Origin of the sequence: Mixta sp. (genome assembly GCF_024610815.1) — a bacterium.
Classification (GTDB): Bacteria; Pseudomonadota; Gammaproteobacteria; order Enterobacterales; family Enterobacteriaceae; genus Mixta; species Mixta calida.
Genome location: NZ_JANION010000097.1, coordinates 1 through 20,997, shown reverse-complemented (window position 1 = coordinate 20,997; position 20,997 = coordinate 1). Strand labels below are relative to the sequence as shown.

General features: G+C 57.4%; 25 protein-coding genes. 12 read left to right on the top strand and 13 right to left on the bottom strand.

Features of this window, described 5'->3' with window-relative positions; translation table 11 throughout:
• The first annotated feature begins 459 nt into the window (after positions 1 to 459).
• The 3 genes from MYY08_RS06515 to MYY08_RS06505 all read left to right on the top strand — a co-directional run bounded on the left by MYY08_RS06515 (position 460) and on the right by MYY08_RS06505 (position 3,370).
• The gene (locus MYY08_RS06515) at positions 460 to 2,346 is read left to right on the top strand and encodes a M10 family metallopeptidase C-terminal domain-containing protein (protein WP_288013838.1); all 1,887 of its coding nucleotides are present in this window, start codon (positions 460 to 462) and stop codon (positions 2,344 to 2,346) included.
• 100 nt (positions 2,347 to 2,446) lie between these two features.
• Positions 2,447 to 2,887 carry a peptidoglycan-binding protein LysM gene (gene lysM, locus MYY08_RS06510; RefSeq protein ID WP_038626571.1) on the top strand — a complete coding sequence of 147 codons (441 nt, stop codon included), beginning with the start codon at positions 2,447 to 2,449 and terminating at the stop codon, positions 2,885 to 2,887.
• Positions 2,888 to 3,121: 234 nt separating this feature from the next.
• The gene (locus tag MYY08_RS06505) at positions 3,122 to 3,370 is read left to right on the top strand and encodes a hypothetical protein (protein ID WP_190296776.1); all 249 of its coding nucleotides are present in this window, start codon (positions 3,122 to 3,124) and stop codon (positions 3,368 to 3,370) included.
• A 78-nt stretch (positions 3,371 to 3,448) separates the two neighbouring features.
• Here MYY08_RS06505 and MYY08_RS06500 read toward each other — a convergent pair whose 3' ends face one another.
• The 4 genes from MYY08_RS06500 to MYY08_RS06485 form a co-directional block, all read right to left on the bottom strand.
• On the bottom strand, positions 3,449 to 4,615 hold the full coding sequence (locus MYY08_RS06500) for a zinc-dependent alcohol dehydrogenase (RefSeq protein ID WP_038626568.1): 1,167 nt from the start codon (positions 4,613 to 4,615) through the stop codon (positions 3,449 to 3,451).
• Complete coding sequence (locus tag MYY08_RS06495) at positions 4,615 to 5,154, bottom strand: SRPBCC family protein (protein WP_038626567.1); 540 nt, start codon at positions 5,152 to 5,154, stop codon at positions 4,615 to 4,617. Before MYY08_RS06495 ends, MYY08_RS06500 begins: the two co-directional genes overlap by 1 nt.
• Positions 5,155 to 5,265: 111 nt before the next feature.
• The gene (locus MYY08_RS06490; protein ID WP_167391851.1) at positions 5,266 to 5,442 is read right to left on the bottom strand and encodes a hypothetical protein; all 177 of its coding nucleotides are present in this window, start codon (positions 5,440 to 5,442) and stop codon (positions 5,266 to 5,268) included.
• A 105-nt stretch (positions 5,443 to 5,547) separates the two neighbouring features.
• Positions 5,548 to 7,329 carry a sensor domain-containing diguanylate cyclase gene (locus tag MYY08_RS06485; protein ID WP_288013837.1) on the bottom strand — a complete coding sequence of 594 codons (1,782 nt, stop codon included), beginning with the start codon at positions 7,327 to 7,329 and terminating at the stop codon, positions 5,548 to 5,550.
• 151 nt (positions 7,330 to 7,480) lie between these two features.
• Between MYY08_RS06485 and MYY08_RS06480 the strand changes: the two genes are divergently transcribed.
• Positions 7,481 to 7,687 carry a DUF2767 family protein gene (locus MYY08_RS06480; RefSeq protein WP_038626565.1) on the top strand — a complete coding sequence of 69 codons (207 nt, stop codon included), beginning with the start codon at positions 7,481 to 7,483 and terminating at the stop codon, positions 7,685 to 7,687.
• Positions 7,688 to 7,691: 4 nt separating this feature from the next.
• Here the strand turns inward: MYY08_RS06480 and MYY08_RS06475 are convergent, their stop codons facing one another.
• Positions 7,692 to 8,249: a hypothetical protein gene (locus MYY08_RS06475; RefSeq protein ID WP_038626564.1), complete on the bottom strand. Its 558-nt coding sequence runs from the start codon at positions 8,247 to 8,249 to the stop codon at positions 7,692 to 7,694.
• Positions 8,250 to 8,449: 200 nt separating this feature from the next.
• Here MYY08_RS06475 and MYY08_RS06470 point away from each other — a divergent pair, with 200 nt between their 5' ends.
• Positions 8,450 to 8,776 carry a four-helix bundle copper-binding protein gene (locus tag MYY08_RS06470; RefSeq protein ID WP_038626563.1) on the top strand — a complete coding sequence of 109 codons (327 nt, stop codon included), beginning with the start codon at positions 8,450 to 8,452 and terminating at the stop codon, positions 8,774 to 8,776.
• Between the two features lie 22 nt (positions 8,777 to 8,798).
• On the opposite strand, the gene MYY08_RS06465 is transcribed toward MYY08_RS06470, so the two are convergent.
• A complete protein-coding gene (locus tag MYY08_RS06465) occupies positions 8,799 to 9,131 on the bottom strand; it encodes a hypothetical protein (RefSeq protein ID WP_038626561.1) in 333 nt (110 codons plus the stop codon).
• A 209-nt stretch (positions 9,132 to 9,340) separates the two neighbouring features.
• On the opposite strand from MYY08_RS06465, the gene MYY08_RS06460 reads away from it, so the two are divergent.
• The gene (locus MYY08_RS06460) at positions 9,341 to 9,526 is read left to right on the top strand and encodes a hypothetical protein (RefSeq protein ID WP_038626560.1); all 186 of its coding nucleotides are present in this window, start codon (positions 9,341 to 9,343) and stop codon (positions 9,524 to 9,526) included.
• 59 nt (positions 9,527 to 9,585) lie between these two features.
• Here MYY08_RS06460 and MYY08_RS06455 read toward each other — a convergent pair whose 3' ends face one another.
• The gene (locus tag MYY08_RS06455) at positions 9,586 to 9,942 is read right to left on the bottom strand and encodes a DUF4186 domain-containing protein (RefSeq protein ID WP_038626559.1); all 357 of its coding nucleotides are present in this window, start codon (positions 9,940 to 9,942) and stop codon (positions 9,586 to 9,588) included.
• A 160-nt stretch (positions 9,943 to 10,102) separates the two neighbouring features.
• Between MYY08_RS06455 and MYY08_RS06450 the strand changes: the two genes are divergently transcribed.
• Positions 10,103 to 10,483 (top strand): hypothetical protein, encoded by a 381-nt coding sequence (locus MYY08_RS06450; RefSeq protein WP_038630031.1) that lies wholly within the window; start codon positions 10,103 to 10,105, stop codon positions 10,481 to 10,483.
• 14 nt (positions 10,484 to 10,497) lie between these two features.
• Here MYY08_RS06450 and ldcA read toward each other — a convergent pair whose 3' ends face one another.
• Positions 10,498 to 11,454 carry a muramoyltetrapeptide carboxypeptidase gene (gene ldcA / locus MYY08_RS06445; RefSeq protein ID WP_084970996.1) on the bottom strand — a complete coding sequence of 319 codons (957 nt, stop codon included), beginning with the start codon at positions 11,452 to 11,454 and terminating at the stop codon, positions 10,498 to 10,500.
• 311 nt (positions 11,455 to 11,765) lie between these two features.
• On the opposite strand from ldcA, the gene emtA reads away from it, so the two are divergent.
• Complete coding sequence (gene emtA, locus MYY08_RS06440; RefSeq protein ID WP_084970994.1) at positions 11,766 to 12,392, top strand: membrane-bound lytic murein transglycosylase EmtA; 627 nt, start codon at positions 11,766 to 11,768, stop codon at positions 12,390 to 12,392.
• Here the strand turns inward: emtA and MYY08_RS06435 are convergent.
• Complete coding sequence (locus MYY08_RS06435; RefSeq protein WP_190296779.1) at positions 12,377 to 13,525, bottom strand: mechanosensitive ion channel family protein; 1,149 nt, start codon at positions 13,523 to 13,525, stop codon at positions 12,377 to 12,379. The two genes, emtA and MYY08_RS06435, sit on opposite strands and share 16 nt — an antisense overlap.
• A gap of 94 nt (positions 13,526 to 13,619) precedes the next feature.
• Entirely contained in the window at positions 13,620 to 14,354 is a 735-nt protein-coding gene (locus tag MYY08_RS06430) for a flagellar brake protein (RefSeq protein WP_288013836.1), read from the bottom strand.
• Between the two features lie 182 nt (positions 14,355 to 14,536).
• Between MYY08_RS06430 and MYY08_RS19185 the strand changes: the two genes are divergently transcribed.
• Positions 14,537 to 14,764: a glycine zipper domain-containing protein gene (locus tag MYY08_RS19185; RefSeq protein WP_312394424.1), complete on the top strand. Its 228-nt coding sequence runs from the start codon at positions 14,537 to 14,539 to the stop codon at positions 14,762 to 14,764.
• A gap of 13 nt (positions 14,765 to 14,777) precedes the next feature.
• Entirely contained in the window at positions 14,778 to 15,026 is a 249-nt protein-coding gene (locus MYY08_RS06420) for a GlsB/YeaQ/YmgE family stress response membrane protein (protein ID WP_038626555.1), read from the top strand.
• A gap of 41 nt (positions 15,027 to 15,067) precedes the next feature.
• Here MYY08_RS06420 and MYY08_RS06415 read toward each other — a convergent pair whose 3' ends face one another.
• The gene (locus MYY08_RS06415; protein WP_288013835.1) at positions 15,068 to 15,463 is read right to left on the bottom strand and encodes a winged helix-turn-helix transcriptional regulator; all 396 of its coding nucleotides are present in this window, start codon (positions 15,461 to 15,463) and stop codon (positions 15,068 to 15,070) included.
• A gap of 87 nt (positions 15,464 to 15,550) precedes the next feature.
• On the opposite strand from MYY08_RS06415, the gene MYY08_RS06410 reads away from it, so the two are divergent.
• Complete coding sequence (locus MYY08_RS06410; RefSeq protein ID WP_190296782.1) at positions 15,551 to 16,405, top strand: SDR family oxidoreductase; 855 nt, start codon at positions 15,551 to 15,553, stop codon at positions 16,403 to 16,405.
• Positions 16,406 to 16,533: 128 nt separating this feature from the next.
• Here MYY08_RS06410 and MYY08_RS06405 read toward each other — a convergent pair whose 3' ends face one another.
• Complete coding sequence (locus MYY08_RS06405) at positions 16,534 to 18,693, bottom strand: TonB-dependent siderophore receptor (RefSeq protein WP_190296783.1); 2,160 nt, start codon at positions 18,691 to 18,693, stop codon at positions 16,534 to 16,536.
• Between the two features lie 228 nt (positions 18,694 to 18,921).
• Entirely contained in the window at positions 18,922 to 20,580 is a 1,659-nt protein-coding gene (treA, locus tag MYY08_RS06400) for an alpha,alpha-trehalase TreA (RefSeq protein WP_038626547.1), read from the bottom strand.
• Positions 20,581 to 20,914: 334 nt separating this feature from the next.
• Between treA and MYY08_RS06395 the strand changes: the two genes are divergently transcribed.
• Positions 20,915 to 20,997: IS1 family transposase (locus MYY08_RS06395; protein ID WP_353738460.1), on the top strand; the 83-nt coding region annotated here is incomplete at its 3' end.

The window sequence follows — 20,997 nt, the reverse complement described above, 5'->3', positions numbered from 1 at the left end:
TGCCGGGGTCGCGGAAAGCGCTTGCAGTATGCTACCGCCTCCTGCATGGCGTCCATTCCCCCGCCGTCAGCGTACGCAGACGGCTCAGGTTATCCGTAATACTCTGACGCTGCTGGCTGTGAGCGTATTTAATAAATTTTCTCTGATCCTTACCAAAAGGGCGAATAAGCGCGCGCCAAAGGGGACTCAGCCCGCAAAAGAGAATTGCGCGGCTGAAGCGCGTTATTCCACCGATTGAAAAAATGCGTGAGGTTTAGGCTATAACACTGAGATTTGATTTAACGGTAACCGTTAAAGCCAATTCACTGATGTTGGCCTTAAAGTTTGCCGATAGTAGTCAACGACGGCATCAGAACCGTTTTACGTTCGGAAGCTGCAAAAGGCGAAGGGATACACTCTCCCTGTCAGGACGCGTGGCGATGCGGGCTTCTCAGAACACGTTTATGTCGGAGAGTTCCCTTGACAATAAAAGCAACACGCAAATCCTGGTTTGATACTGACGCGCAGGCGACAACCAGTGCAACCAGCAGCACCTGGTACGCTTCGGCGCCAACCGACCATTACAGCACCAGCCAGGCTGCGGTACAGCTCACCCGCAGTGGACTGAGCTGGAACGGCTATCAGGTTTACAACAAGCCCGTCGCGCTCACCTTCAGCTTTCTCGACAGTACGACGACGGCCTCCCCGCGCGGCGATAAAGGCATTGTCGCCTTTAACAGCGCGCAGCAGGCGGCGGCGATGCAGTCGTTACAGGCCTGGTCCGATCTGGCCAACATTAAATTCACCCAGGTTGCGTCGGGCGGACGGCTGACGTTTGCCAACTATACCCAGTTTTCTAATGGCCAGCCTGCGAACGATCAGGCCTATGCTTATCTGCCCAGCACCAGTAAAGCGGGCGGATCGATGTGGTTTGATTACAACATCAGCAATATCCGCTCGCCCGACAAATATGAGTATGGCCGTCAGACGATAACGCATGAACTGGGCCACGCGCTGGGGCTGAGCCATCCCGGCGACTACAACAGCGGCACCGGCGTGATCTCTTACAGCGCCAGCGCCACCTACGTTGAGGATTCACGCCAGTATTCGCTGATGAGCTACTGGAGCGAAACCAATACCGGCGCTAAGTTTAACGGTCACTACGCCGTCGCGCCGCTGCTGCATGATATCGCCGCCATTCAGCGCCTCTACGGCGCCAATATGACGACGCGCACCGGCAATACCGTGTACGGTTTCGACTCCAATAGCGGACGCGACTACTACAGCGCCAGCAGCAGCAGCGACGTGTTGATTTTCTCGGTTTGGGATGCGGGCGGCAACGATACGCTTAATTTCTCCCGTTATGGCCAGAACCAACTGATTAACCTGAATGCGCAGACTTTTTCTAACGTCGGCGGACTGATCGGCAACGTCTCCATCGCTCTCGGCGCGGTGATTGAGAACGCCATCGCCGGGGCGGGCAACGATTCCGTGATCGGCAACGCCGTCGCCAACCTGTTGCGCGGCAACGCCGGCAGCGATCGCCTCTACGGCAACGATGGCAACGACGCGCTGTATGGCGACGACGGCAACGATCTGCTCTATGGCGGCAACGGCGATGACATGCTGACGGGCGGCAACGGCATCGATACGCTGAACGGCGACGGCGGCAACGACCGGATTTGGGGCAGCGAGGGCGACGATCTGCTTTATGGCGGGAGCGGCAACGACACGCTGAACGGCGAGAACGGCAATGACCGGCTCTGGGGCGGCGAAGGCGTCGATATTCTCTACGGCGGCAACGGCAACGACACGCTGTACGGCGAGAACGGCAATGACCGGCTATATGGCGGCGAGAACGACGATCTGCTCTACGGCGGCAACGGCAACGACACGCTGTACGGTGAGAACGGCAACGACCGGCTCTGGGGCGGCGAAGGCGCCGATGCGCTCTATGGCGGCAGCGGCAACGACATCCTGTACGGCGAAAATGGCAATGACCGGCTGGAGGGCGGGGCGGGCATCGATCGTCTCTACGGCGGCGGCGGTGCGGATAAGCTTTACGGCGGCGACGGCAACGATCTGTTTATCTTTACGCGCGCCAGCGATTCGCTGCCGGCGCTGCGGGATCTGATCGGTGATTTCGCCAGCGGGCGCGATAAGATTGACCTGTCGGCGCTCGACAGCGCGGCGCATCCGCTGCACTTCACTTCGAAGTTTACCGGCAAGCTGGGCGAGATGCAGATGCTCTGGGATGTCAACACCCATCTGACCCATCTCAGTCTTAACCTGACGGGGGACAGCCGCCCGGATATGACCATCGATATCGCCGCGCATCCCAATATGCGCATTGATTTTATTGTGTAAATAAACAGAGCGGTCTCGACTTTGCCGCTCAGGCTGAATAGTATCCTCTCTGCTACGCTTATAAGGACATCAGGTTTTTCAACGTAAAAATGGAGGTTATATGGGTCTGTTAAGCTTTGTGAAGGACGCAGGAGAGAAACTGTGGGATGCGGTAACGCACAACACGGAACAGCAGGACGCTAAAATCAAAGAGCATTTACAGAAAACCGGCGTGCCGGATGCGGATAAAGTGCAGGTTGAAGTGAAAGACGGCCAGGCGACCGTAACCGGCGAAGGGCTGAGCCAGGAAGCGAAAGAGAAGATCCTGGTGGCGGTGGGCAACATTGCCGGCATCAGCGGCGTTGACGACAAAGTCGCCGTGGCGCAGCCCACAGCGGAAAGCCGCTTCTACACCGTGAAGAAGGGCGATACCCTGAGCGCCATCGCTAAAGAGATGTACGGCAATCCCAACGAGTACAATAAAATCTTTGAAGCGAACAAACCGATGCTGAGCAGCCCGGACAAAATCTATCCGGGACAGACGCTGCGTATTCCGCAGTAAGCATTTCAGGCCCGCCGTCCGGCGGGCTTTTTATTGGCCTTTCACAGAATGACCCGCTTTTGCTCTCTTTTTCGCCCAGCGCTACCGCTAACCTTTTCAGCATCTTATATGCCGCGCGCCAGCCTCATGCCGCCTTTTAACCCTGTAAAACCAATGCTTATTTCGATAAGAAAATTCGATTGTTAGCATCTACGAAAAGCGTATAGTGGGGCGCGTAATCGGAGGGTTAGCATAATGTTAAGAGATCACTTAGAAATTGATGAGAGCGACACGCTGGAACGCGTGGAAGAAATTCTGTTGAAAAACCGTGGCCAGGAAGAGATCACCAAATGGTCGATTAAAGGGCCGGACGGCCATCTGAAAGGTCGGGTCACGCTGTTCGATAAATTTTGCAGCCGCCGCTCCTGGCCAGTTAACTACCGCATCACCCAGCACGACAGCAACGGTAAGGTTGTTGTCGATAAGCTGACCGACAGCCTGTAATGTCCGTCGCGTTTACGCGGCGCGGAAACAGTAAAGGGGACGCAGCGTCCCCTTTTTTGTCCTTATCGTCAGACTCACTCAGGGCGCGAAGACCGCGCGCAGACAGCCATCTTCCTTGTGCTTGAACATCTCATAGCCTCGCGGCGCCTCTTCCAGCGAAAAGCGATGCGTCGCCATAAAGGCCGGATTGAGCTCGCCCTTCGCCACGTGATCGAGCAGGCGATGCATATAGCGCTGGCCGTGCTGCTGGGCGGTGCGGATGGTCAGGCTTTTATTGATCATCAGCCCCAGCGGAAACTTATCCATCACGCCATAGACGCCGAGAATGGAGATATTGCCGCCTTTGCGGCAGGAGTAGAGCGCCTGCCGCAGCGCCGCGCCCACGTCCGTCTCCAGATGCAGCAGCTGCTTGGTGCGATCGTAAACCTGGCTCAGCCCCTCGCCGCGCGCTTCCATGCCGACCGCGTCGATGCAGCTGTCGGGGCCGCGGCCGCCGGTCAGCTCCAGCAGCGCTTCATGCACGTCCGCCTTGCTGTAGTCGAGCGTAATCGCGCCCGCGTGTTCGCGCGCCATCGCCAGGCGCTCCGGGAAACGGTCGATAGCGATCACCTGATGCGCGCCCATCAGCCAGGCGCTCTGCATCGCCATCAGGCCGACGCCGCCGCAGCCCCAGACCGCCACGGTGTCGCCGGGATGGATATTACAGAAGTCCGCGCCCATATAGCCGGTCGGCGCCGCGTCGGACAGAAACAGCGCCTGTTCGTCGCTGACCTCGTCCGGCACCACGAAACAGTCGTTGTCGGCAAAGGGCACGCGCACATATTCAGCGTGCGAACCGGCGTAGCCGCCGAACGCATGGCTGTAAGCGTAGATGCCGCCGGTGGCGTGACCTAAGACCGGTTCGCCCTGTTCCCAGTGCGGGTTGGTGTTGTCGCAGCAGGAGGGCAGCTCGTGCTGGCAGTACCAGCAGGAGCCGCAGGAGATAAATGAAGGCACCACCACGCGGTCGCCGCGTTTGATGTTTTTCACCGCGCTGCCGGTCTCCACCACTTCGCCCATAAATTCATGGCCGAGAATATCGCCTTCGCGCATGGTTGGGATCAGCCCGTCGATAACGTGCAGGTCGGAACCGCAGGTAGTGGTTAAACGAACTTTGATAATGGCGTCGTGCGGGTTGAGCGGCACAGGGTCCGCCACGGTCTCCACGCGTAAGTCATTGACGCCGTTCCAGCATAGTGCGCGCATTACGCCTCCTCATCTTTGCGGCTGTCGTGACGGCCAGCGGGCTGCCCGTCCAGGGTGGGGATTTCGCCGGTTTCGGCCAGGCTTTTAAAGCGGTGCAGCGCCTTGCTGAGCTGCTCTTTAGGGAACAGATCGAGCAGGGAGGCGACTTTTTTGCCAATCTTGCCGCCCGGCGGGTTGAAGCGCAGCGTCAGCGTCAGTTCGGTGCCCCATTCGCCCGGCGCGGGGCGGAACTGCAGCATGCCTTCATTCGGCACGTCGGCGCCCTCCAGCGATGCCCAGGCGATCACCACGCCGGGCTGTTCATCGACGATGCGGGTGCGCCAGCGATAGCCTTTCTTCAACGGCCCCTTGACGTGCCATTCCGCTTCAGCGTCGTTTAGCACGGTAATGTCGGCGAAATGCGCCATAATCTGCGGCAGCGTGGCGGGATCTCGCCACAGCGCATAGAGCCGATCCGCGGGCTGGCCCACGGTGATCCAGCGGCGCAGCATAATTTCATGCGCCTCGTGGGTGCCAGTCGTTTGAGCTTTCTTACTCACAAGACCTCCGGTAGTGAATAGCGGTTGCGATTCAGTCTGTGAATGGGAGTAACAGCCTGCGTTACCCGACATAAAACGCCCCCGAGCCAACGAGCGGCGCGGGGGCGAATATCAGAAGAGATGAAAGTGGTGCCGCAGACTGAAAAAGCTCCAGTAGATGACGGAGGCGATCAGATAGGCCCAGCAGCCCCAGTAAGCGACCGGCTCGCGTCTGTGCTTCTCTTTCGGCAAATTGATAAATAAATAGAGCGCGGCGGCGATTAGCGCAATAAAGTAAAATATTTTCAATTTATTCTCCCTTTTTCCTTGGCCTGTCAGAACATAGCGTTGTAAAAGCTATAGCACAGAAGCGCAAACAAGGAGAACAAACCGGCGCAATTCGCCGCGTATCGGTTAAGGCGCGTAATGACTCTGCTGGCGCAGCCACTTCTCCAGCGCCGCCGCTTTCATCGGCGCGGCGCAGTAAAATCCCTGAACCTCGTCGCAGCCTAGCTGGCGCAGCAGTTCAAAGGTGCTTTTATCCTCGACGCCCTCCGCCAGCACCACGTAATCGAGATCCTTTAGCATGCTAATCACGTTGCGCACGATAATGTCGCTGGCGGTGTCAAGCTGCAGGCGGCTGATCAATGAGCGATCCAGCTTAATGATGTCGATAGGGATGCGGCGCAGGTAACTGATGTTGCTGTAGCCGGAGCCAAAGTCGTCGAGCGAAATTTTAAAGCCGCGCAGCTTCAGCATATCGAAGCCGTGCAGCGCATCCGGACTGGCGTGGATCTCTTCCGTTTCCAGGCATTCGATGCCGAGATATTCCGGTGTCAGGCCACAGCGCAGCAGCCGCTCCTCCTGGCGATCGGCGAAGCCGGGACGGCAGATATCGGAGACGCTGACGTTAACCGAGACCGGCAGATGAATGCCTTTTTCCGCCCAGCGCTGCAGCTGCCGGATGGTGCTGTCGATCACCCAGTCGGTCAGCTCCGCCATCAGGCTGGTGCCGACAGCCAGCGGAATAAAACGGCCCGGAGGAATCTCTCCTTCCACCGGGTGTTTCCAGCGCAGCAGCGCCTCCAGCCCGACCGGTTTACCGGTATGCAGACAAATTTTCGGCTGAAACACCAGATAAAGACCGTAGCGCCCGCGCACCGCCCGCGCCAGATCGTTCAGCAGCTGAAACTCCTGGTTGCGTCGGCTGTCGCATTCGCTGTCGAACGCCTGCCAGGGCGTCTGGCGCGCAATCGCTTCATGCAGCGCGCTCAATGCGCGACGCACCGCTTCGCGCGGCGGCAGTGAACGGGGAGAGAACAGCACTTCACCGACGCGTACCTGTAAGTCTGTCGTGATGGTGTCGCTCAGTCGCGCATTAATGCCGCGCAGCTTTTCGCTACAGGTTTGGGCGTTCAGCTCGTCGTCGTCGCGCGCCAGCAGCGCGAAGCGGCCGTGGCTGATGGTGTAGAGCAACGGTTCGCTGACGCCGTTCAGCCGCTGATGCAGCACCTGCGTCAGCTCGCGCAGCAACCCCTCCGAGGCGGCCATACCGAGCGATCGCGCCACTTCGAAAATATGCTGCGTATCAATGCAGTCAATCATCAGCAGCCGATAAGAGTGCTGCGGAAGCGTATCGGCGCTCAGCTCCAGGTCCCGCATCAGCCGCTGACGATTGGGCAAACCGGTCACGGTATCGAGGTAGCCGTTGGCGTACCAGGCATCCAGAAAGGCGGCGGTCAGGCGCGCCAGCGTGGTCAGCGTGGCCTGCTGCTCTGCGCTAAAGGCGTGCGGCCTGGTATCGGTTACGCAGAGCGTGCCGATAACGTAATCTTCCCCCGACACCAGCGGCGCCCCGGCATAAAAGCGAATAAAGGGCGCGCCCCGCGTCAGCGGATGATTGCTGAAGCGCGGGTCCAGATGGGTGTCATGGCAAATCAGAATCTTTTCGCACTGCACCGTATGGCGACAGAACGCCTGCTGCAGCGTCGTCTCCGCCAGCGTAAAGTGTTGAGCCGCTTTAATGTACTGTCGCTCTTCGTCAAGAATCGAGACGAAGCAGCTGGGAATGCCCAGCAGCTGACTGGTCAGCAGCGTAAACTGGCTCAGGATCTCATCCCGGCAGCGATCGTTTTTTTTCAACAGTTCCAGCGCTGCCCGCCGCTTACTGTGTTGTTGTGTTATCTGGGTAAGCATATTGTCCGCCTGGCGTCGGAACGGTAATTAAAAAAGGAGTGATTCTACCCAGCAAATTATCGGCCCGTTGGGTCTTTGCTTTAATTTTACTTTTCGCGCGATTTTTCTTTCTGCGTGAGCTGTGCCAGGTTTATAGGGGGAGGAGATTGATATGAAACGTGATGTACTGAGTGAAGAGTATTATGACGAAGTGTGTCGGGTGATTGGCGATGCGGTGATTGTGTTGGCCGAAAGCGGCTTCGATACCGAACGCGACACGCTCGCCAGCCTGCTGTGGCAAACGCGCCTGCGTCGTCACGACAGCGATCGCGACGAGCAAAAGGTGCTGGAACACGCCATCCGGCTGATTAAAACCTGATATCTCACTCAGCGTGCCGCACAGGCAGAGAAGGGAATTCGGTGACTAAAAAATGACGCAGGTGATCAAGACACCATTCACCATCTTCCGCGCGCTGGCAGCAAAAGGCCAGGGTGATCTTTTTACCACGCGCGCCGGCGATCTCCAGGGGAGACCAGCTCCACTTGAGCGCTGAACGCGCGTAGCCCACCATCGCGCCGTCGCTGATATGGTGTTCGATTTCCTGCTTCGCCAGATAGGCCCAAAAATAGTCATCCAGATTCGGTGTATCGTCCGTGAGCAAGGCGGGCAGGCCAGGGCGGAAGGCAAAATCGACATAGCCCGCCACTCCCTCCGTCAACAGACGATAATCGCAGCCGAGCGTCATAAATAACCCATCCTGTAAATTCACCTCCTCCAGTAATCGACGCAGATTCGGCGATCGCTTCGCTTCTTCTATCTCATCAATGCGTTGCGTTTCATGGATCAGATCGATGCCGCCGTAATTAACGCTGCCGTCGCTATAGCTTTCACGTGGGTAGGGAAAGGTAACGAAGTGGTCGTTGAGTTTTTCCTGTTCCATATTAGGGCCTTATTGAGTGAGTTCTGGTTATCCTGCGTCATCCGGTGACAAATGCCTGGTAAAATTGTGCCATGGGCCGAATAGCCAGGCTGGTTTTAGGCCGTCGCTGGAAATGCATGTGCCTGTTTGTTCGGCACTTTATCCTCTGTTGCACGCATTTTTATTCAGGCTAATTAGATAATATAAATAAGGAAAATGTAATGATTGATCGTATCGAATACTGTATTGAACGCTGCTATCTGTGCGCGGCCGCCTGCGAGCGTTGCGTCAGCTCCGGCTTGATGTCGCCCGACTGGGAAGCGATGCGCGACTGTCTGCAGTCGGCTTCACAGTGTGCAACGTTATGTCGCCTGGCGGCGCAATACCTCGCGATCAACACTGAGTCAGCCTTACAGCTTTATCAGATTTGCATTGAAGCCTGCGAGGCCTGCGCGGAAAAGTGCAGCAAATATCAGCTTCTGTCCTGTCGTCACTGCGCGCAAACCTGCCGTCAATGCGCCATTCTGCTGAAGGAGATCATGGCGTAAGCCGTCCGCACCTGTGGGAAATTTATTTCCCACAGGTCCAGGTAATCATCTTATCCTGCTGCGGATCGATCAGGCGGAACTGGCGATCGGAAATGCGCTGAGCCAGATACCCTTCTTTCGTCACCGCCGCCGGAATATAGCGCGTGCGATCGGTGGAATGGAGCGGGCCGCTTTCCACTTTCACATCGTCGTTAGCGACGCTGAATGAACTGACTAAATCAAATACCCTGCCGCGCGTGACGGCGGTTTCCTGGCCGTAAATCGTGGCGACTTTTCCTGGACACTCTATCCCCTGCGGGCCGGATGAACAGGCGGCAAGCAAAAAGGGAAGGGTGAACACCATCATACGCAGCATAGTCATTGCCTTTTCATTCTGTGGCTTTCCCTGCCGCAAAGCGGTCAGTAACGGGCGCGATGCGCTTTAATCATCATAGCATCAGCGCAGCGAAAACGGCGGCCTCCGGTCATATCGACCCGTTAGCGCCAGTGAAAAAAATGTCTTAACTTGGTTTGACGCGATAAATTTGGCAATATGTGCGCCCTGTCACGAAAGGGAAACGATGAATGAAAGAAGAAGAAGCGAGTCTGATGCTGATTCGTCACGCTGTAGCCAACCTTCCTCAACCGCAGAAAACGCAGGTGGAAGCCTGTATTGCGGGCATAAAAGGCGTAATGCGCGATTACTCCCATGAAGACGCCGGCCTGGCGTTGATGCTGGTGGCGGCGGAAGTGGCCGCAGAGCAGGAATAATCCGGCATCACCCTGAGGGGCGTAGTCGCCCCGGCGTGATGCAGTAAAATGTGGCACGCTTAGCGGTTCATCTCTTTGACCAGCCAGGCATGAATCACCGTTACGATATAGCGCTGCTGCGCGGCGCTCAACGGCTGATGCGCGGTGATATTGTGCCACTTCTCCAGACAGCCCCGGCAGCAGGTGGCGGTGGCGTGCTGGGCGATAAACACCGGATGGCCGCGCATCGGCGTCTGTTTGCCATCGTTACGCGGCTCGGCATCGGCCAGGCGCCTGGCGATAAAATCCGCCGCGTGCTGGTCGATGATCTCCGGCCCTTTCTCCAGACAGTAGCGACGCTCTTTCTCGCCCAGACGGAACCGGCGGCGAAAGGGCGAAGCGGCCAGCCGCTGGAACAGCAGATCAAGTTCAGACATAAGGGACTCCCGTTAATCGTGCGATCTTAACCACGGGTCAGGCGCTGTCAAACCGCAGCGCGTGAAACCGGCGCTGCGGCGCGCGATTTTTTCGCCGCCGTCGGCGCAGACAGGTCTATGATTAATGTGGTTTTCTTACAACGCGAAGGAACAGAGCGTGATGAAACACTTTTTATTCGCAGCTGGCGTTGCGACGCTGTGGCCTGCGTTTGCACACAGCGAGACGGAATTTCAGATAACCTGTCCGGGGCGTCCGGTGATGACCGTATCGCGCGCGCAGCACGGCTTATCCACTTTAATGTGGCCGCCGCACCATTTTCAGGTCGCTTCCGGCCAGACGCGCACCACGATAAATAACGGCGAGCAGGTCGCCATTACCCGTTTTCGCAACGGCGACAGATTAATTATTAATCACACCCGTAACCAGGTCTGGTTCGCCAGGCACAAGAGCGACAAGCTGGAATCCTGTAGCCGCAGCACCAAACGCGAGGTGGAAGCGGTAACGCTGGAGCGCTTTGACGATCGCCGCGTCGACTCATAACGCCGCGCGCAGGCTCAGCCCGTCGCCTGAGACGCGCCTTCCTGGCGCAGCACCGGATGGCCGCTGACGCGCAGGCGCGCCTGGCCGCCCTCAACGCTTAACTGGCCGCGCGCCCCCAGCGGCAGCGTGACGGTCTGCCAGTCGTGCCCGAAATCGAGCCCATCGATCACCGGCAGGCCGGTAATATCGCGAATGCGTTGCCAGACGACGGCGAAGTCAAAGCCGTTGTCATAGGCTGACGGCATAAAGCCGGTAAAGCTGCCCACCACGATGGCGCGCTGGCGCGCCAGGACGCCGCACTGATGGAGCTGTAGCAGCATGCGTTCGATGCGGAACGGATGCTCGTTAATATCCTCGATCACCAGAATCCCGCCTTCGATAAGCGGCAGCCACGGCGTGCCTGGCAGCGTCATCAGCATCGCCAGGTTGCCGCCCCACAGCGTGCCTTCCAGCGCGGGCAGCGCTGCGCTGTTGCTGGACCATTGCAGCGTGAATTCCGGTTCGGTCAGCGCCTGCCAGAAATGGCGCCAGGTGAACTCGCTGAGTTCAGGCGCGCCGAAATTGCCGCTTAACATCGGGCCGCTAAAGGTGATCAGCCCGGTTTTCGCCAGCAGCGCCAGCTGCAACGCGGTCAGATCGCTATGACCGCACAGCGCCGTCGGTTTGCCTGCGAGCTGCTGCTTCAGGCCGCTGTAGTCGATCTGCTCCAGCAGCCGCGTGACGCCATAGCCGCCGCGTACCGCCAGAATGATATCGGGCAGCGGGCTCAGGCGGGCAAGGGCGTTGATATCCTGCAATCGTTCGGCGTCGCTGCCGGCAAAGCGCTGAAAGCGACGGCTGATGACGCTCTGATTCGCTACCTGATGGCCTGCAGCCTCCAGCCGCTGCACGCCCAGCGCGGCGGCGGCCTGGTTATGACAATAGCCTGACGGGGCAATCAGATGGATAGTGCGGGGCGTTTGTGAATTCATTAATAGCGGCTCCTGAATACCTGGACAGAGCGGACAGCGGCAAAACCGACAAACGGCAGGGAAGCGTTTCCTTCGCTGCGCCCGTTTACGCGGTTGCGCTGTCTGATTTGTGAGCTGCGCCGGTTTTCTGCGCAGAAATCCGGCATCTTTTCGCTTTTTTCGCGGTCCAACTGGCGTAATGATGACGAAACGGCGACGTAAAATCATCATTTGTCACACTTTATTCGCGAATTAGGAAAGGCGGCAATTTTTAAAAGCGAACCGGTAAGTAACATGGAACAGAGCAACCAGGCTTCGAGGAACCTTATAGCGTGAAATTCAGACTGCTTGTGCTTTCTGCACTGTTACTGTCGGGCTGTGCCAGCGAAAATGCCCGACATGTCGCTCATCAGCAGCAAACCCCGTTAACCAAAGCGCCGCCGAGCCGCGTATCGCAAGCCTGGTCGATGTTTACCGAAAATGCCGCCAGCCACTACGGCGTGGATGAGCGTTTAATCAGCGCTATCATCAGCGTTGAATCGGGCGGCAACCCGGACGTAGTCAGCCGCTCCAATGCCGTCGGCCTGATGCAGATAAAAGCCTCCACCGCCGGGCGCGAAGTCTACCGAGCGCAGGGACGACGCGGACAGCCGACCGCCGCTGAGCTGCGCGATCCGGCGAAAAATATCGATATCGGCACCGCCTATATCCATCTGCTGCAACAGCGGATGCTTTCCGGCATCCGCGATCCTGAAACGCTGCGCTACGCTACCATCGTTGCCTATGCCAACGGCGCGGGCGCGCTGCTGCGCACCTTCTCACGCGACCGCGATCGCGCCATCGCCATGATTAATGATATGTCGCCCGATGAATTTCGGCGCCATGTGCAAACCCGGCATCCGGCCGCACAGGCGCCGCGCTACCTGTGGAAAGTCAATACTGCTTACCGCACCATCTGACGCTTAGACGCTGGTGATTTGTTCTCGCCTTCTTCATTGGAGGCGGAATCCGCGACGTTCACCTCCGGCAGGATACCGCCGGTGAACTGCACATGGCGGATCGGGAAGGCGAAATGGACGTCCAGCGCCGCCAGCCGTTCCATCAGCTGCAGGTTAATCTCCTGCTGAATATCCATATATTTGTTGTAGTCGGCGTCGGTGACGTAGTAGATCACTTCATAGGTCAGCTGGGAGACATCGAACGACAGGAAATGCGCGCGGTCGAAACGCGTTTGCTCCACGCCCTGAATAATCTCCTTCACGATGCCGCCGATCTGGCGCGCTTTCTCCGCCGGCGTGTGATAGCTAATGCCGAAGCGGAACTGAATGCGGCGCTCCTGCATCCGCTTGTAGTTATGAATCGTCTGCTGCAACAGAATGGCATTGGAGCAGACGATCTGCTCGCCGCTCAGGCTGCGGATGCGGGTAGTTTTAAGGCCAATATGTTCGATTGAACCGGCAACGTCGCCGAAAACGATAAAGTCGCCGATTTCAAACGGCTTGTCGATGCCAATCGCCAACGACGCGAAGACATCGCTCAGCACCGTCTGGATCGCCAGCGCCACCGCGATGCCGCCGACGCCTAAGCTGGCCACCAGCGCGGTGATATTGACGCCCATGTTGGAGAGGATCGCCAGCAGGATAATCGCCCAGATAAATACCCGCAGCATAATGCCAAGGATCACCATGGTGACCGGGTTGCGTACGTGCGTTGGGTCGCGCAGCATATTGCGCAGCCAGAGGCGCACGCCGCAGTCGAGCCAGAGCGCGAACTGAAAAATCAGCGCGATAAACCAGCCGTGATCGACGACGCTGCGCCAGGTGGCGGGCAAATCGATAAATTTAATGGCGATCAGCAGGGAGAAAATAAACAGCAGCAGCCGGCTGGTGGTGCGCAGCATTTCAACGGCGATATTGTAAAAGCGCGATGAGTGATGCTCGCTGAAGCGCCCCAGGCGGGTGCTGATAAAGGCAATCAGCGATCGCAGCACCCAGTAGATGATCAGGGTGCCGCCCACGACGATAGCGGTGTTGATCCAGAATGACTGATTGGTGAGTAGCGACAGCGTCTGATCGGAAAGTATGTCCTCCATCAGGGAGTATCTCCTTACGGTTGATCGGGCAAAAAAATCAACTGTAAGCCTGGCTCAGGGCTATGCCGTTTGCCAGGTTGATGGAAGGCCGTGTTTAACGGAAGCGCATCGCTTTTTCGCGCGCCGCGCGTTCAAGGGCGAAGATAACCTGTTGCAGCTGGCGCTCCTGTACGGCGCTAAGCGAGGTGAAGCGGAAGCTCAGGCGCGGCGTGTGAATCGTCTCATTCTTGCTGCTGACGGTGGTGCGCGTGCCTACATGCAGCAGCTGGGCGTCCACCTGCATCTCGCCATATTCGCCCATATCCAGCCGCAGGCCACGCCAGATATCGCCGCTGGCGACGTTTTCCGGCAGCTCGCTCTCCACCAGCACGCCCACGCCGCCTAACGACAGATCCTGTAGACGGAAACGCGCTCTGCCGCCGCCCGGCCAGGTGGCGTGACAGTAAAAAACCGGCGCCAGCGGCGCGCTGATGCGGAAATATTCGCGCCGCTGGATCTGTAACAGTTCCGACGGCAGCGGAGCGCTGAAGGCGGGCAGGCCATCGAACTGGGTAGGGTTCAGCTGCGGCAGGATAAATTCCACTTTGGCGCCGCGCATCTCCGCCGTTACGGTCAGCGCGCGCATCTCCAGCGTTACCTGGTTGTCGTAATCGTTGCTGCCATAATCGATAATCATCTGCTCTTTATCAACAAACAGCACGCGGCTAATAAACTGGCCACGCGCGTGGGCGACCATTACCGGCGTATCTTCACGCTCGATATCGCGCAACACGCCCAGCACAGCCAGCGTACCGCGCTTGTAAAACTGTTCATTGTCGGTGTCTTTCACTTACTGCTCCAGCGCTTGTTAAAAAAGTTACAGTTACTGTTACCTCAGGATTATCGGCAGCGCCGCCGGGAGGTTTACGGCGTCGGTAATATTTTTCGGTAATTTTTTTCTGGAAGGTTTTGCCTGAAATCACAGAGTTAGAAATTTGTCCTATACTTGTTGCCAGAAGTGAGTTGAGCAGGATGGCCGCTAACGATTCAGGAGGGCAGGTAATGTTTTCGAAAAAAGATACGCGCGACAGCCTCGAATATGCGCAAGATCGCACCCGTGAAGCAGGTAGCGGTCTCTGCTGTGGAATGAACAACGCAACGCATCAGGCGTGTTCGTATGTGAGAAGTAACCCCTGGGCAGGCGTTGGCGCCGGCGCCGTAGTGGGATTTATCGTTGGTATGTTAATTAGCCGTAAATAATAAGGAGCTACAGATGGGAATTCTGTCATGGATCATTTTTGGTTTAATCGCCGGTATCATCGCTAAATGGATCATGCCTGGTAAAGATGGTGGTGGTTTCATTATCACGATTATCCTCGGCATTATCGGTGCGGTCGTCGGCGGCTGGATCAGTACGCTGTTCGGCTTTGGCAAAGTTGACGGCTTCAACTTCGGCAGCTTTGTGGTCGCGGTTATCGGCGCCATTGTGGTGCTGTTTATCTACCGTAAAGTGCGTCACTGATTATCGCGCATAATAAAAAGGAGGCTTCGGGCCTCCTTTTTTTATGTGCGCCGTTCTGGTTTTTGCCGCTGCTGCTGAATAGCCGGAAAGCGATGTTCCAGCCAGTCGGTTAGCGCCAGCACATGCTCGCTCGCCTCGCGGCCCAGCGGGGTCAGGCGGTATTCCACATGCGGCGGCACTACGACATACGCTTTTCTCACCAGCAGGCCATCCTCCTCCATATAACGCAGCGTCTGCGCCAGCATCCGTTCGCTGACGCCGCCGATGGCGCGGCGAATCTCGCTAAAGCGCAGCGTTTGATCGCGCAGCGCCAGCATCACCAGCATCGTCCAGCGGCTGGTAATGCGTTTCAGCAATTCGCGCGAAGGGCAGTCAGGATTCAGCAGCTCGCCGCGTAGCGGAGACGCGTCGGTAAAGGCTAAGTGATTTTTTTCCATGCTAACATTCCTGTAAGTACTTACTTTTAGAAAGTGTATCTTTTACGCTGCTTTTCTACCACCGTAGATTGAAAGGGAGAAAAGAAGATGATTGCAATTACCGGCGCGACCGGCCAGCTTGGCCGTTTGACCATTGAAAGCCTGTTAAACGACGTCGCTGCTGAAAAGATCGTGGCGATAGTGCGTAACCCGGAGCGTGCGCGCGATCTGGCGGCCAAAGGCGTCACCGTGCGCCAGGCGGATTATAACGACTCCGCTGCGCTGGAGCAGGCGCTGGTGGGCGTGGATCGCCTGCTGCTGATCTCCTCCAGCGAAGTGGGGCAGAGGGTGGCGCAGCATCAGGCGGTGATTGATGCGGCGAAGAAAAACGCTGTGCGCTTTGTCGCCTATACCAGCCTGCTGCACGCCGATCGTTCTCCGCTGGGTCTGGCGCAGGAACATTTGCAAACCGAAGCCGCGCTGCGCGAGTCCGGTCTGGCGTTCGCGCTGCTGCGCAACGGCTGGTACACCGAAAACTATGCGGCCAGCATTCCCGCCGCGCTGAAATTCAATGCCTTTACCGGTGCGGCGGCGGAAGGGCGCATCTCCTCTGCGGCGCGGCGCGATTATGCGCAGGCGGCGGCGGTAGTTATCTCGCAGGCGACGCCGCAGGAAAAGGTTTATGAACTGGCTGGCGATAGCAGCTACACGCTGGCGGAATTCGCGGCGGAGATCGCCAGTCAGAGCGGCGTGCCGGTCGCATGGCATAATCTGCCGCAGCAGGCGTTTGCCGAACTGCTGATCGGCGCGGGACTGCCGCAGGGCCTGGCGGAGATGCTGGCCGATTCCGATGCGGGCGCGGCGCAGGGCGGCCTGTTTGACGAAAGCCGCACGCTGAGCCAGCTGATTGGTCGGCCCACAACGCCCTGGCAGGAAACTATCGCCGCCGCGCTGGGCGGCTGAACATACCGGTAGCATACTCATAAAAAAGGAGGCGAATGCCTCCTTTATTATGCGACTCACGCGCGGGCTTTAGCTAAACAGATGGCCGCCAGATAAAGGAGGCGAATGCCTCTCTTATCTTTAGCGCATCAGAAATCGTAGCCCACGGTCGCCACAACCGAACGCTCTGCGCCCCAGTAGCAGTTGCCGGTGCCGTAACAGGCGGCGACATAATCGCGATCGGTCAGGTTATTGGCATTCACCTGCACCCAGGCGCCTTTCAGCTTGTTATTCCAGACGCCGAGGTCGGCGCGCACCGAGGCATCCAGCAGCGTTGCCGATGGCAGACGAGTGGTATTTTCATTATCCGCCCACTGTTTGCCGATATAGCGCACGCCTGCGCCGGCGCTAATGCCATAATCGAACTTATAGTTGCCCCATAGCGAAGCGATCTGATTCGGCGTCACGTACGGCGTGTGTCCATCGTTGCCGTCAACGCTATCTTTCATGCGCACGCGCGTCACCGAATAGTTGGCGATGGTACTGAAGCGCGGCGTAATCTGATTACGCGCTTCCAGCTCCAGCCCGCGTGAATGCACCTTACCGGCAGGCTCATAATAAGAGGTATTCACAATACGGTTGCCGACATCTTTCTGCGTCAGATCGTAAACCGCGATGGAGTACATATCGGCGGTGCCGGTCGGCTGATACTTCACGCCTGCCTCATATTGTTCGGCGGTGGTCGGCTTCAGCAGATCGCCGTTCGCGTCCGGCAGGCTCGAAGGGGTGATTGCCTGGCTGTAGCTAACGTAAGGCGACACGCCGTTATCGAAGGCGTAGAGCAGCGAGGCGCGACCGCTGATATGGTCATCGGAGCGACGGCGGCTGGTGTCGGTGGTGTCGTTGGTGCTTTTCGCCACCAGGCGATCGTAGCGGCCCGACAGGGTCATATGCCACTTATTCCACGCCATTTCATCCTGTAAATAGACGCCCGTCTGGTGGTAGCGGCGCGTTTGTTCATAAGCGTAAAGGCCGGCGATGCGGTCCGCGTCAGGGTTTGCAGGATCCCATGCCCGCTGCCAGAAGCGCGAGCCGCCTTCGCCAGTGCGGGCATTCAGCGGATCGACATAAGCGCTGGCGTCCCACAGGCTGTCGCGATACTGATGGTAATCCGCGCCCAGCACCAGCGTATGTTCCACTTCGCCGGTGGTGAAATCAGCTTCCAGTTGGTTATCGATAGCAAAGGCGTCCAGCGAAGAACGCTCGCCGGAGTAGTAGCGATCCAGCAGGTCGCTATCGCCGCGCCAGCCAATCTGATAAACCTGATCCAGATCGACGTTGGAATGGGTATAGCTGGCGTTGGAGCGGAAAGCCCAGGTGTCGTTAAAACGATGTGAGAACTGGTAGCTGTAAATCTGTTCGCGGCGCTTGAACTGGTCGATGGCGCTTTCACCGTCATAGAAACCGTTGCTGAGCTTTTGGCCATTGTGCGCCGTGATGCTGCCTTCGCCCGGCACCGAGCCGTGATAGCCGCCGGACGGATCTTTTTGCAGATACGCTTTCAGCAACAGCGAGGTGTCGCTGTCAGGCTGCCAGAGCAGGGAAGGCGAAATCGCGTAACGTTCTTCACGCGTGTGATCGTACTGGGTATCGCTGTGGCGGGTGATGCCGGTAAGACGAAACGCCCACTGTTCGTTTATTGCGTTGGTGTAGTCGAAGGCGGCGCCGGTGGTGTTGTTATTGCCCGCCATCAGACGGAAATGGCCTTCCTGCTGAAACTGCGGCCGTTTCGAGGTCATCATCACCAGGCCGCCGGGCACCGTCTGACCATACAGAGCGGAAGAGGGGCCTTTAATCACGTCGATACGCTCAAGGAACCAGGGATCGACCTGCAACGCATTATAACTGCCGCCGTCGGTCATCAGACGCAGACCGTCGAGGAACGTATTATCAACGTCGCCGCCGTGGAAGCCGCGCAGCGAAACCGTGTCGTAGCGTGTGGCCGCGCCGGCGAAGTTGGTAAAGACGCCGGAGCTGTAGTTCAGCGCCTGGTTAACATCCATCGCGCCCTGATCTTCGATCTGCTGCCGCGTCACCACCGAAACGGACTGGCCGGTGGTAATCAACGGTCGATCGGTTTTTGTCGCGCCGGCGCTGGTTTTGGCGGTATAGCCAGAGGTCGGCGAATCGGCGGTTTCGGCTGGCTGCGCGGTGACCACCAGCGTATCGGCGGCAATAACGAAACCCGGTACGGCAAGCGCCAGCGAGCAGAGCAGCGCGGAACGTTTCAGGTTGAAAGGCATTCCCATCTTATATCCCTTAAACAGAGCGAAAAGGCCGCTTCGGCGACAGCACGCGGCCGGAAAAGGTAAATGAGAGGTTAATCTCATGCAATTGCGAAAACTAATGAGAATTATTATCTTTCTCTCTTGATGATTCAAGATGTAATTTATCCGATTATTTCCAGATAAATGGTGTGGTTTCAGAGGATTAAGACGGGGAAAGCCAGCCTGGCCACGTCGCCAGGCTGTTATTCATTACTGCGCTTTCTTCAAATCACCGACGTTATTACAGGTCACGCCTTTCGGACAGTACATATCCATCAGCTTCAGGGTGACGCCGTTGGTCCAGCCGAAGCCATCCTGTAACGGATATTCGCCGCCGCCGCCGCCGCCCAGATTGCCTTCAACCACATATTTTTCCACCAGCTTATGCTCGCGGTCATAGGTAGCCTGCACGTTATCCAGGAAGCGGATGCCGATCTCTTTCGCCAGCGTCTGCTTGCCGTAGTTGTTCAGCCCTTCGACCGCCACCCACTGCAACGGCGCCCAGCCGTTCGGCGCATCCCACTGCTGGCCGTTATGCACGGTGGTGGTCACCAGACCGCCCGCTTTCAGCAGCTGTTTTTCCACCGCATCGGCGGTTTTCGCCGCGCGATCGTCGGTTGCCGCCTTCATATAGAGCGGGAAGAGGGCGGCTGCCGTCAGCTGCGTGCGTACGCTGTTGCGTTTCCAGTCATAATCCGCATACCAGCCGCCTTTTTCATTCCACAGATAACGGTTGATCGCTGCCTGACGTTTCTTCGCCAGCGCTTCGTAGCGTTGGCTCTCTTCATCATTGAGCGCCACCTTGCTGGCGTGCGCCAGGGTTTTCTCCAGATGGAACAGCAGGGCGTTCAGATCCACCGGTACGATTTCCGTGGTACGGATCGTAGAGAGATTTTTCGGATCGTCGAACCAACGTGAACTGAAGTCCCAGCCGGACGCTGCGCCGGAGCGCAGGTCGCGATAAAGATCCGCTTTATTGCGCTGGGTCGCTTTTTCCGCCGTGGCGATATCATCCATATAAGATTCGGTGCGCGGTACGTCGCGCGCATCCCAGTAGCGGTTCAGCACCGTGCCATCTTTCAGCTTAACGACGCGCTTGCTGGCGCTGCCGGATGCGACACTTTGCGCATCCGCCATCCAGTATTTGTACTCTTTTTGCAACTGCGGCAGGTATTTGCTGTAGACGCTCTCTCCCTCATGCTGGGCCAGCAAATTGACCATCAGGCTGAAGAAGGGCGGCTGCGAACGGCTGAGGTAATAGCTGCGGTTGCCGTTGGGGATATGCCCGTAGACGTCCAGCTCGTGAGCAAAGTTATCCACCATATCCCGCACGCGATCCCAGTGGCCGCTTTCCGCCAGTCCCAGCATCGTGAAGTAACTGTCCCAGTAATAGACTTCACGGAAGCGGCCGCCTGGCACCACGTAGGGTTTCGGCAGCGGCAGCAGCGAATCGTACTGGTTTACCTTATCGGTAGTGCGCGTCAGCACTGGCCACAGGCCGTCGATATGCTCGCGCAGGCTCTGATTAGCGGGCGGCACGTAAGCTTCGCCTTTGGCGGGCAGGGTGAAATTACTGTCGACAAAACGGCGCAAATCAAAATTGCGCTGATTTTTCTGCATCTGCCAGTCGGCAAGAATCGATGCCGGATTAAATTTTGGCACCGCATCCGCAAAGGTTTTCTGATCCGGGAAGAACTTAGCCGACTGCACCGCATGATAAAGCGGCCCAAGGCGTACATCCGGCGGCTGCGGCGCGTGCTGCTCTTCCGCTGCTTGTACATAAAACGATCCCGTTGTCAGCGCGCCGGCGATCAGCATCGGCAGTACCAGTGCGCCTTTCCATTGAGTGGTTGCGGCCTTTTTCGTCATCAGTATTCTCCTTGTCCAGACCAGACATAGCCTGTAAGTGTTTGACCCTTCAAAAAACATTAGACGAATTTTAATAGTTTGCTTGTAGTCAGGGTGGGAAATGTGAGTTGGATTAGGGTTTATACCTGAACTTTTGTCCAGGTCTTGCTTTCATGCCATTCTGCTTACCCCACAGAAGCTACGTCCTGGAAAGTTTCCGCCTTTCGTCAATAAATCGCGGAGCGTCTTAAACGGCAATGTTTATCCGCTTTAAACAAAAAGTATTCAATAAAGGATGAAGGTGATGCTGCCAACTTACTGATTTAGTGTATGATGGTGTTTTTGAGGTGCTCCAGTGGCTTCTGTTTCTATCACCTGTCCCTCCTGTTCAGCTACTGACGGGGTGGTGCGTAACGGCAAAAGCACTGCCGGACATCA

What these genes read in the sequence shown, in the direction of transcription:
- lysM (WP_038626571.1), top strand. Translation starts at nt 2,447, where the DNA reads ATGGGTCTGTTAAGCTTTGTGAAGGACGCAGGAGAGAAACTGTGGGAT.
- MYY08_RS06505 (WP_190296776.1), top strand. Translation starts at nt 3,122, where the DNA reads ATGTTAAGAGATCACTTAGAAATTGATGAGAGCGACACGCTGGAACGC.
- MYY08_RS06500 (WP_038626568.1), bottom strand. Translation starts at nt 4,615, where the DNA reads ATGCGCGCACTATGCTGGAACGGCGTCAATGACTTACGCGTGGAGACC.
- MYY08_RS06485 (WP_288013837.1), bottom strand. Translation starts at nt 7,329, where the DNA reads ATGCTTACCCAGATAACACAACAACACAGTAAGCGGCGGGCAGCGCTG.
- MYY08_RS06480 (WP_038626565.1), top strand. Translation starts at nt 7,481, where the DNA reads ATGAAACGTGATGTACTGAGTGAAGAGTATTATGACGAAGTGTGTCGG.
- MYY08_RS06475 (WP_038626564.1), bottom strand. Translation starts at nt 8,249, where the DNA reads ATGGAACAGGAAAAACTCAACGACCACTTCGTTACCTTTCCCTACCCA.
- MYY08_RS06470 (WP_038626563.1), top strand. Translation starts at nt 8,450, where the DNA reads ATGATTGATCGTATCGAATACTGTATTGAACGCTGCTATCTGTGCGCG.
- MYY08_RS06465 (WP_038626561.1), bottom strand. Translation starts at nt 9,131, where the DNA reads ATGCTGCGTATGATGGTGTTCACCCTTCCCTTTTTGCTTGCCGCCTGT.
- MYY08_RS06460 (WP_038626560.1), top strand. Translation starts at nt 9,341, where the DNA reads ATGAAAGAAGAAGAAGCGAGTCTGATGCTGATTCGTCACGCTGTAGCC.
- MYY08_RS06455 (WP_038626559.1), bottom strand. Translation starts at nt 9,942, where the DNA reads ATGTCTGAACTTGATCTGCTGTTCCAGCGGCTGGCCGCTTCGCCCTTT.
- MYY08_RS06450 (WP_038630031.1), top strand. Translation starts at nt 10,103, where the DNA reads ATGAAACACTTTTTATTCGCAGCTGGCGTTGCGACGCTGTGGCCTGCG.
- ldcA (WP_084970996.1), bottom strand. Translation starts at nt 11,454, where the DNA reads ATGAATTCACAAACGCCCCGCACTATCCATCTGATTGCCCCGTCAGGC.
- MYY08_RS06435 (WP_190296779.1), bottom strand. Translation starts at nt 13,525, where the DNA reads ATGGAGGACATACTTTCCGATCAGACGCTGTCGCTACTCACCAATCAG.
- MYY08_RS19185 (WP_312394424.1), top strand. Translation starts at nt 14,537, where the DNA reads ATGGCCGCTAACGATTCAGGAGGGCAGGTAATGTTTTCGAAAAAAGAT.
- MYY08_RS06420 (WP_038626555.1), top strand. Translation starts at nt 14,778, where the DNA reads ATGGGAATTCTGTCATGGATCATTTTTGGTTTAATCGCCGGTATCATC.
- MYY08_RS06415 (WP_288013835.1), bottom strand. Translation starts at nt 15,463, where the DNA reads ATGGAAAAAAATCACTTAGCCTTTACCGACGCGTCTCCGCTACGCGGC.
- MYY08_RS06410 (WP_190296782.1), top strand. Translation starts at nt 15,551, where the DNA reads ATGATTGCAATTACCGGCGCGACCGGCCAGCTTGGCCGTTTGACCATT.
- MYY08_RS06405 (WP_190296783.1), bottom strand. Translation starts at nt 18,693, where the DNA reads ATGGGAATGCCTTTCAACCTGAAACGTTCCGCGCTGCTCTGCTCGCTG.
- treA (WP_038626547.1), bottom strand. Translation starts at nt 20,580, where the DNA reads ATGACGAAAAAGGCCGCAACCACTCAATGGAAAGGCGCACTGGTACTG.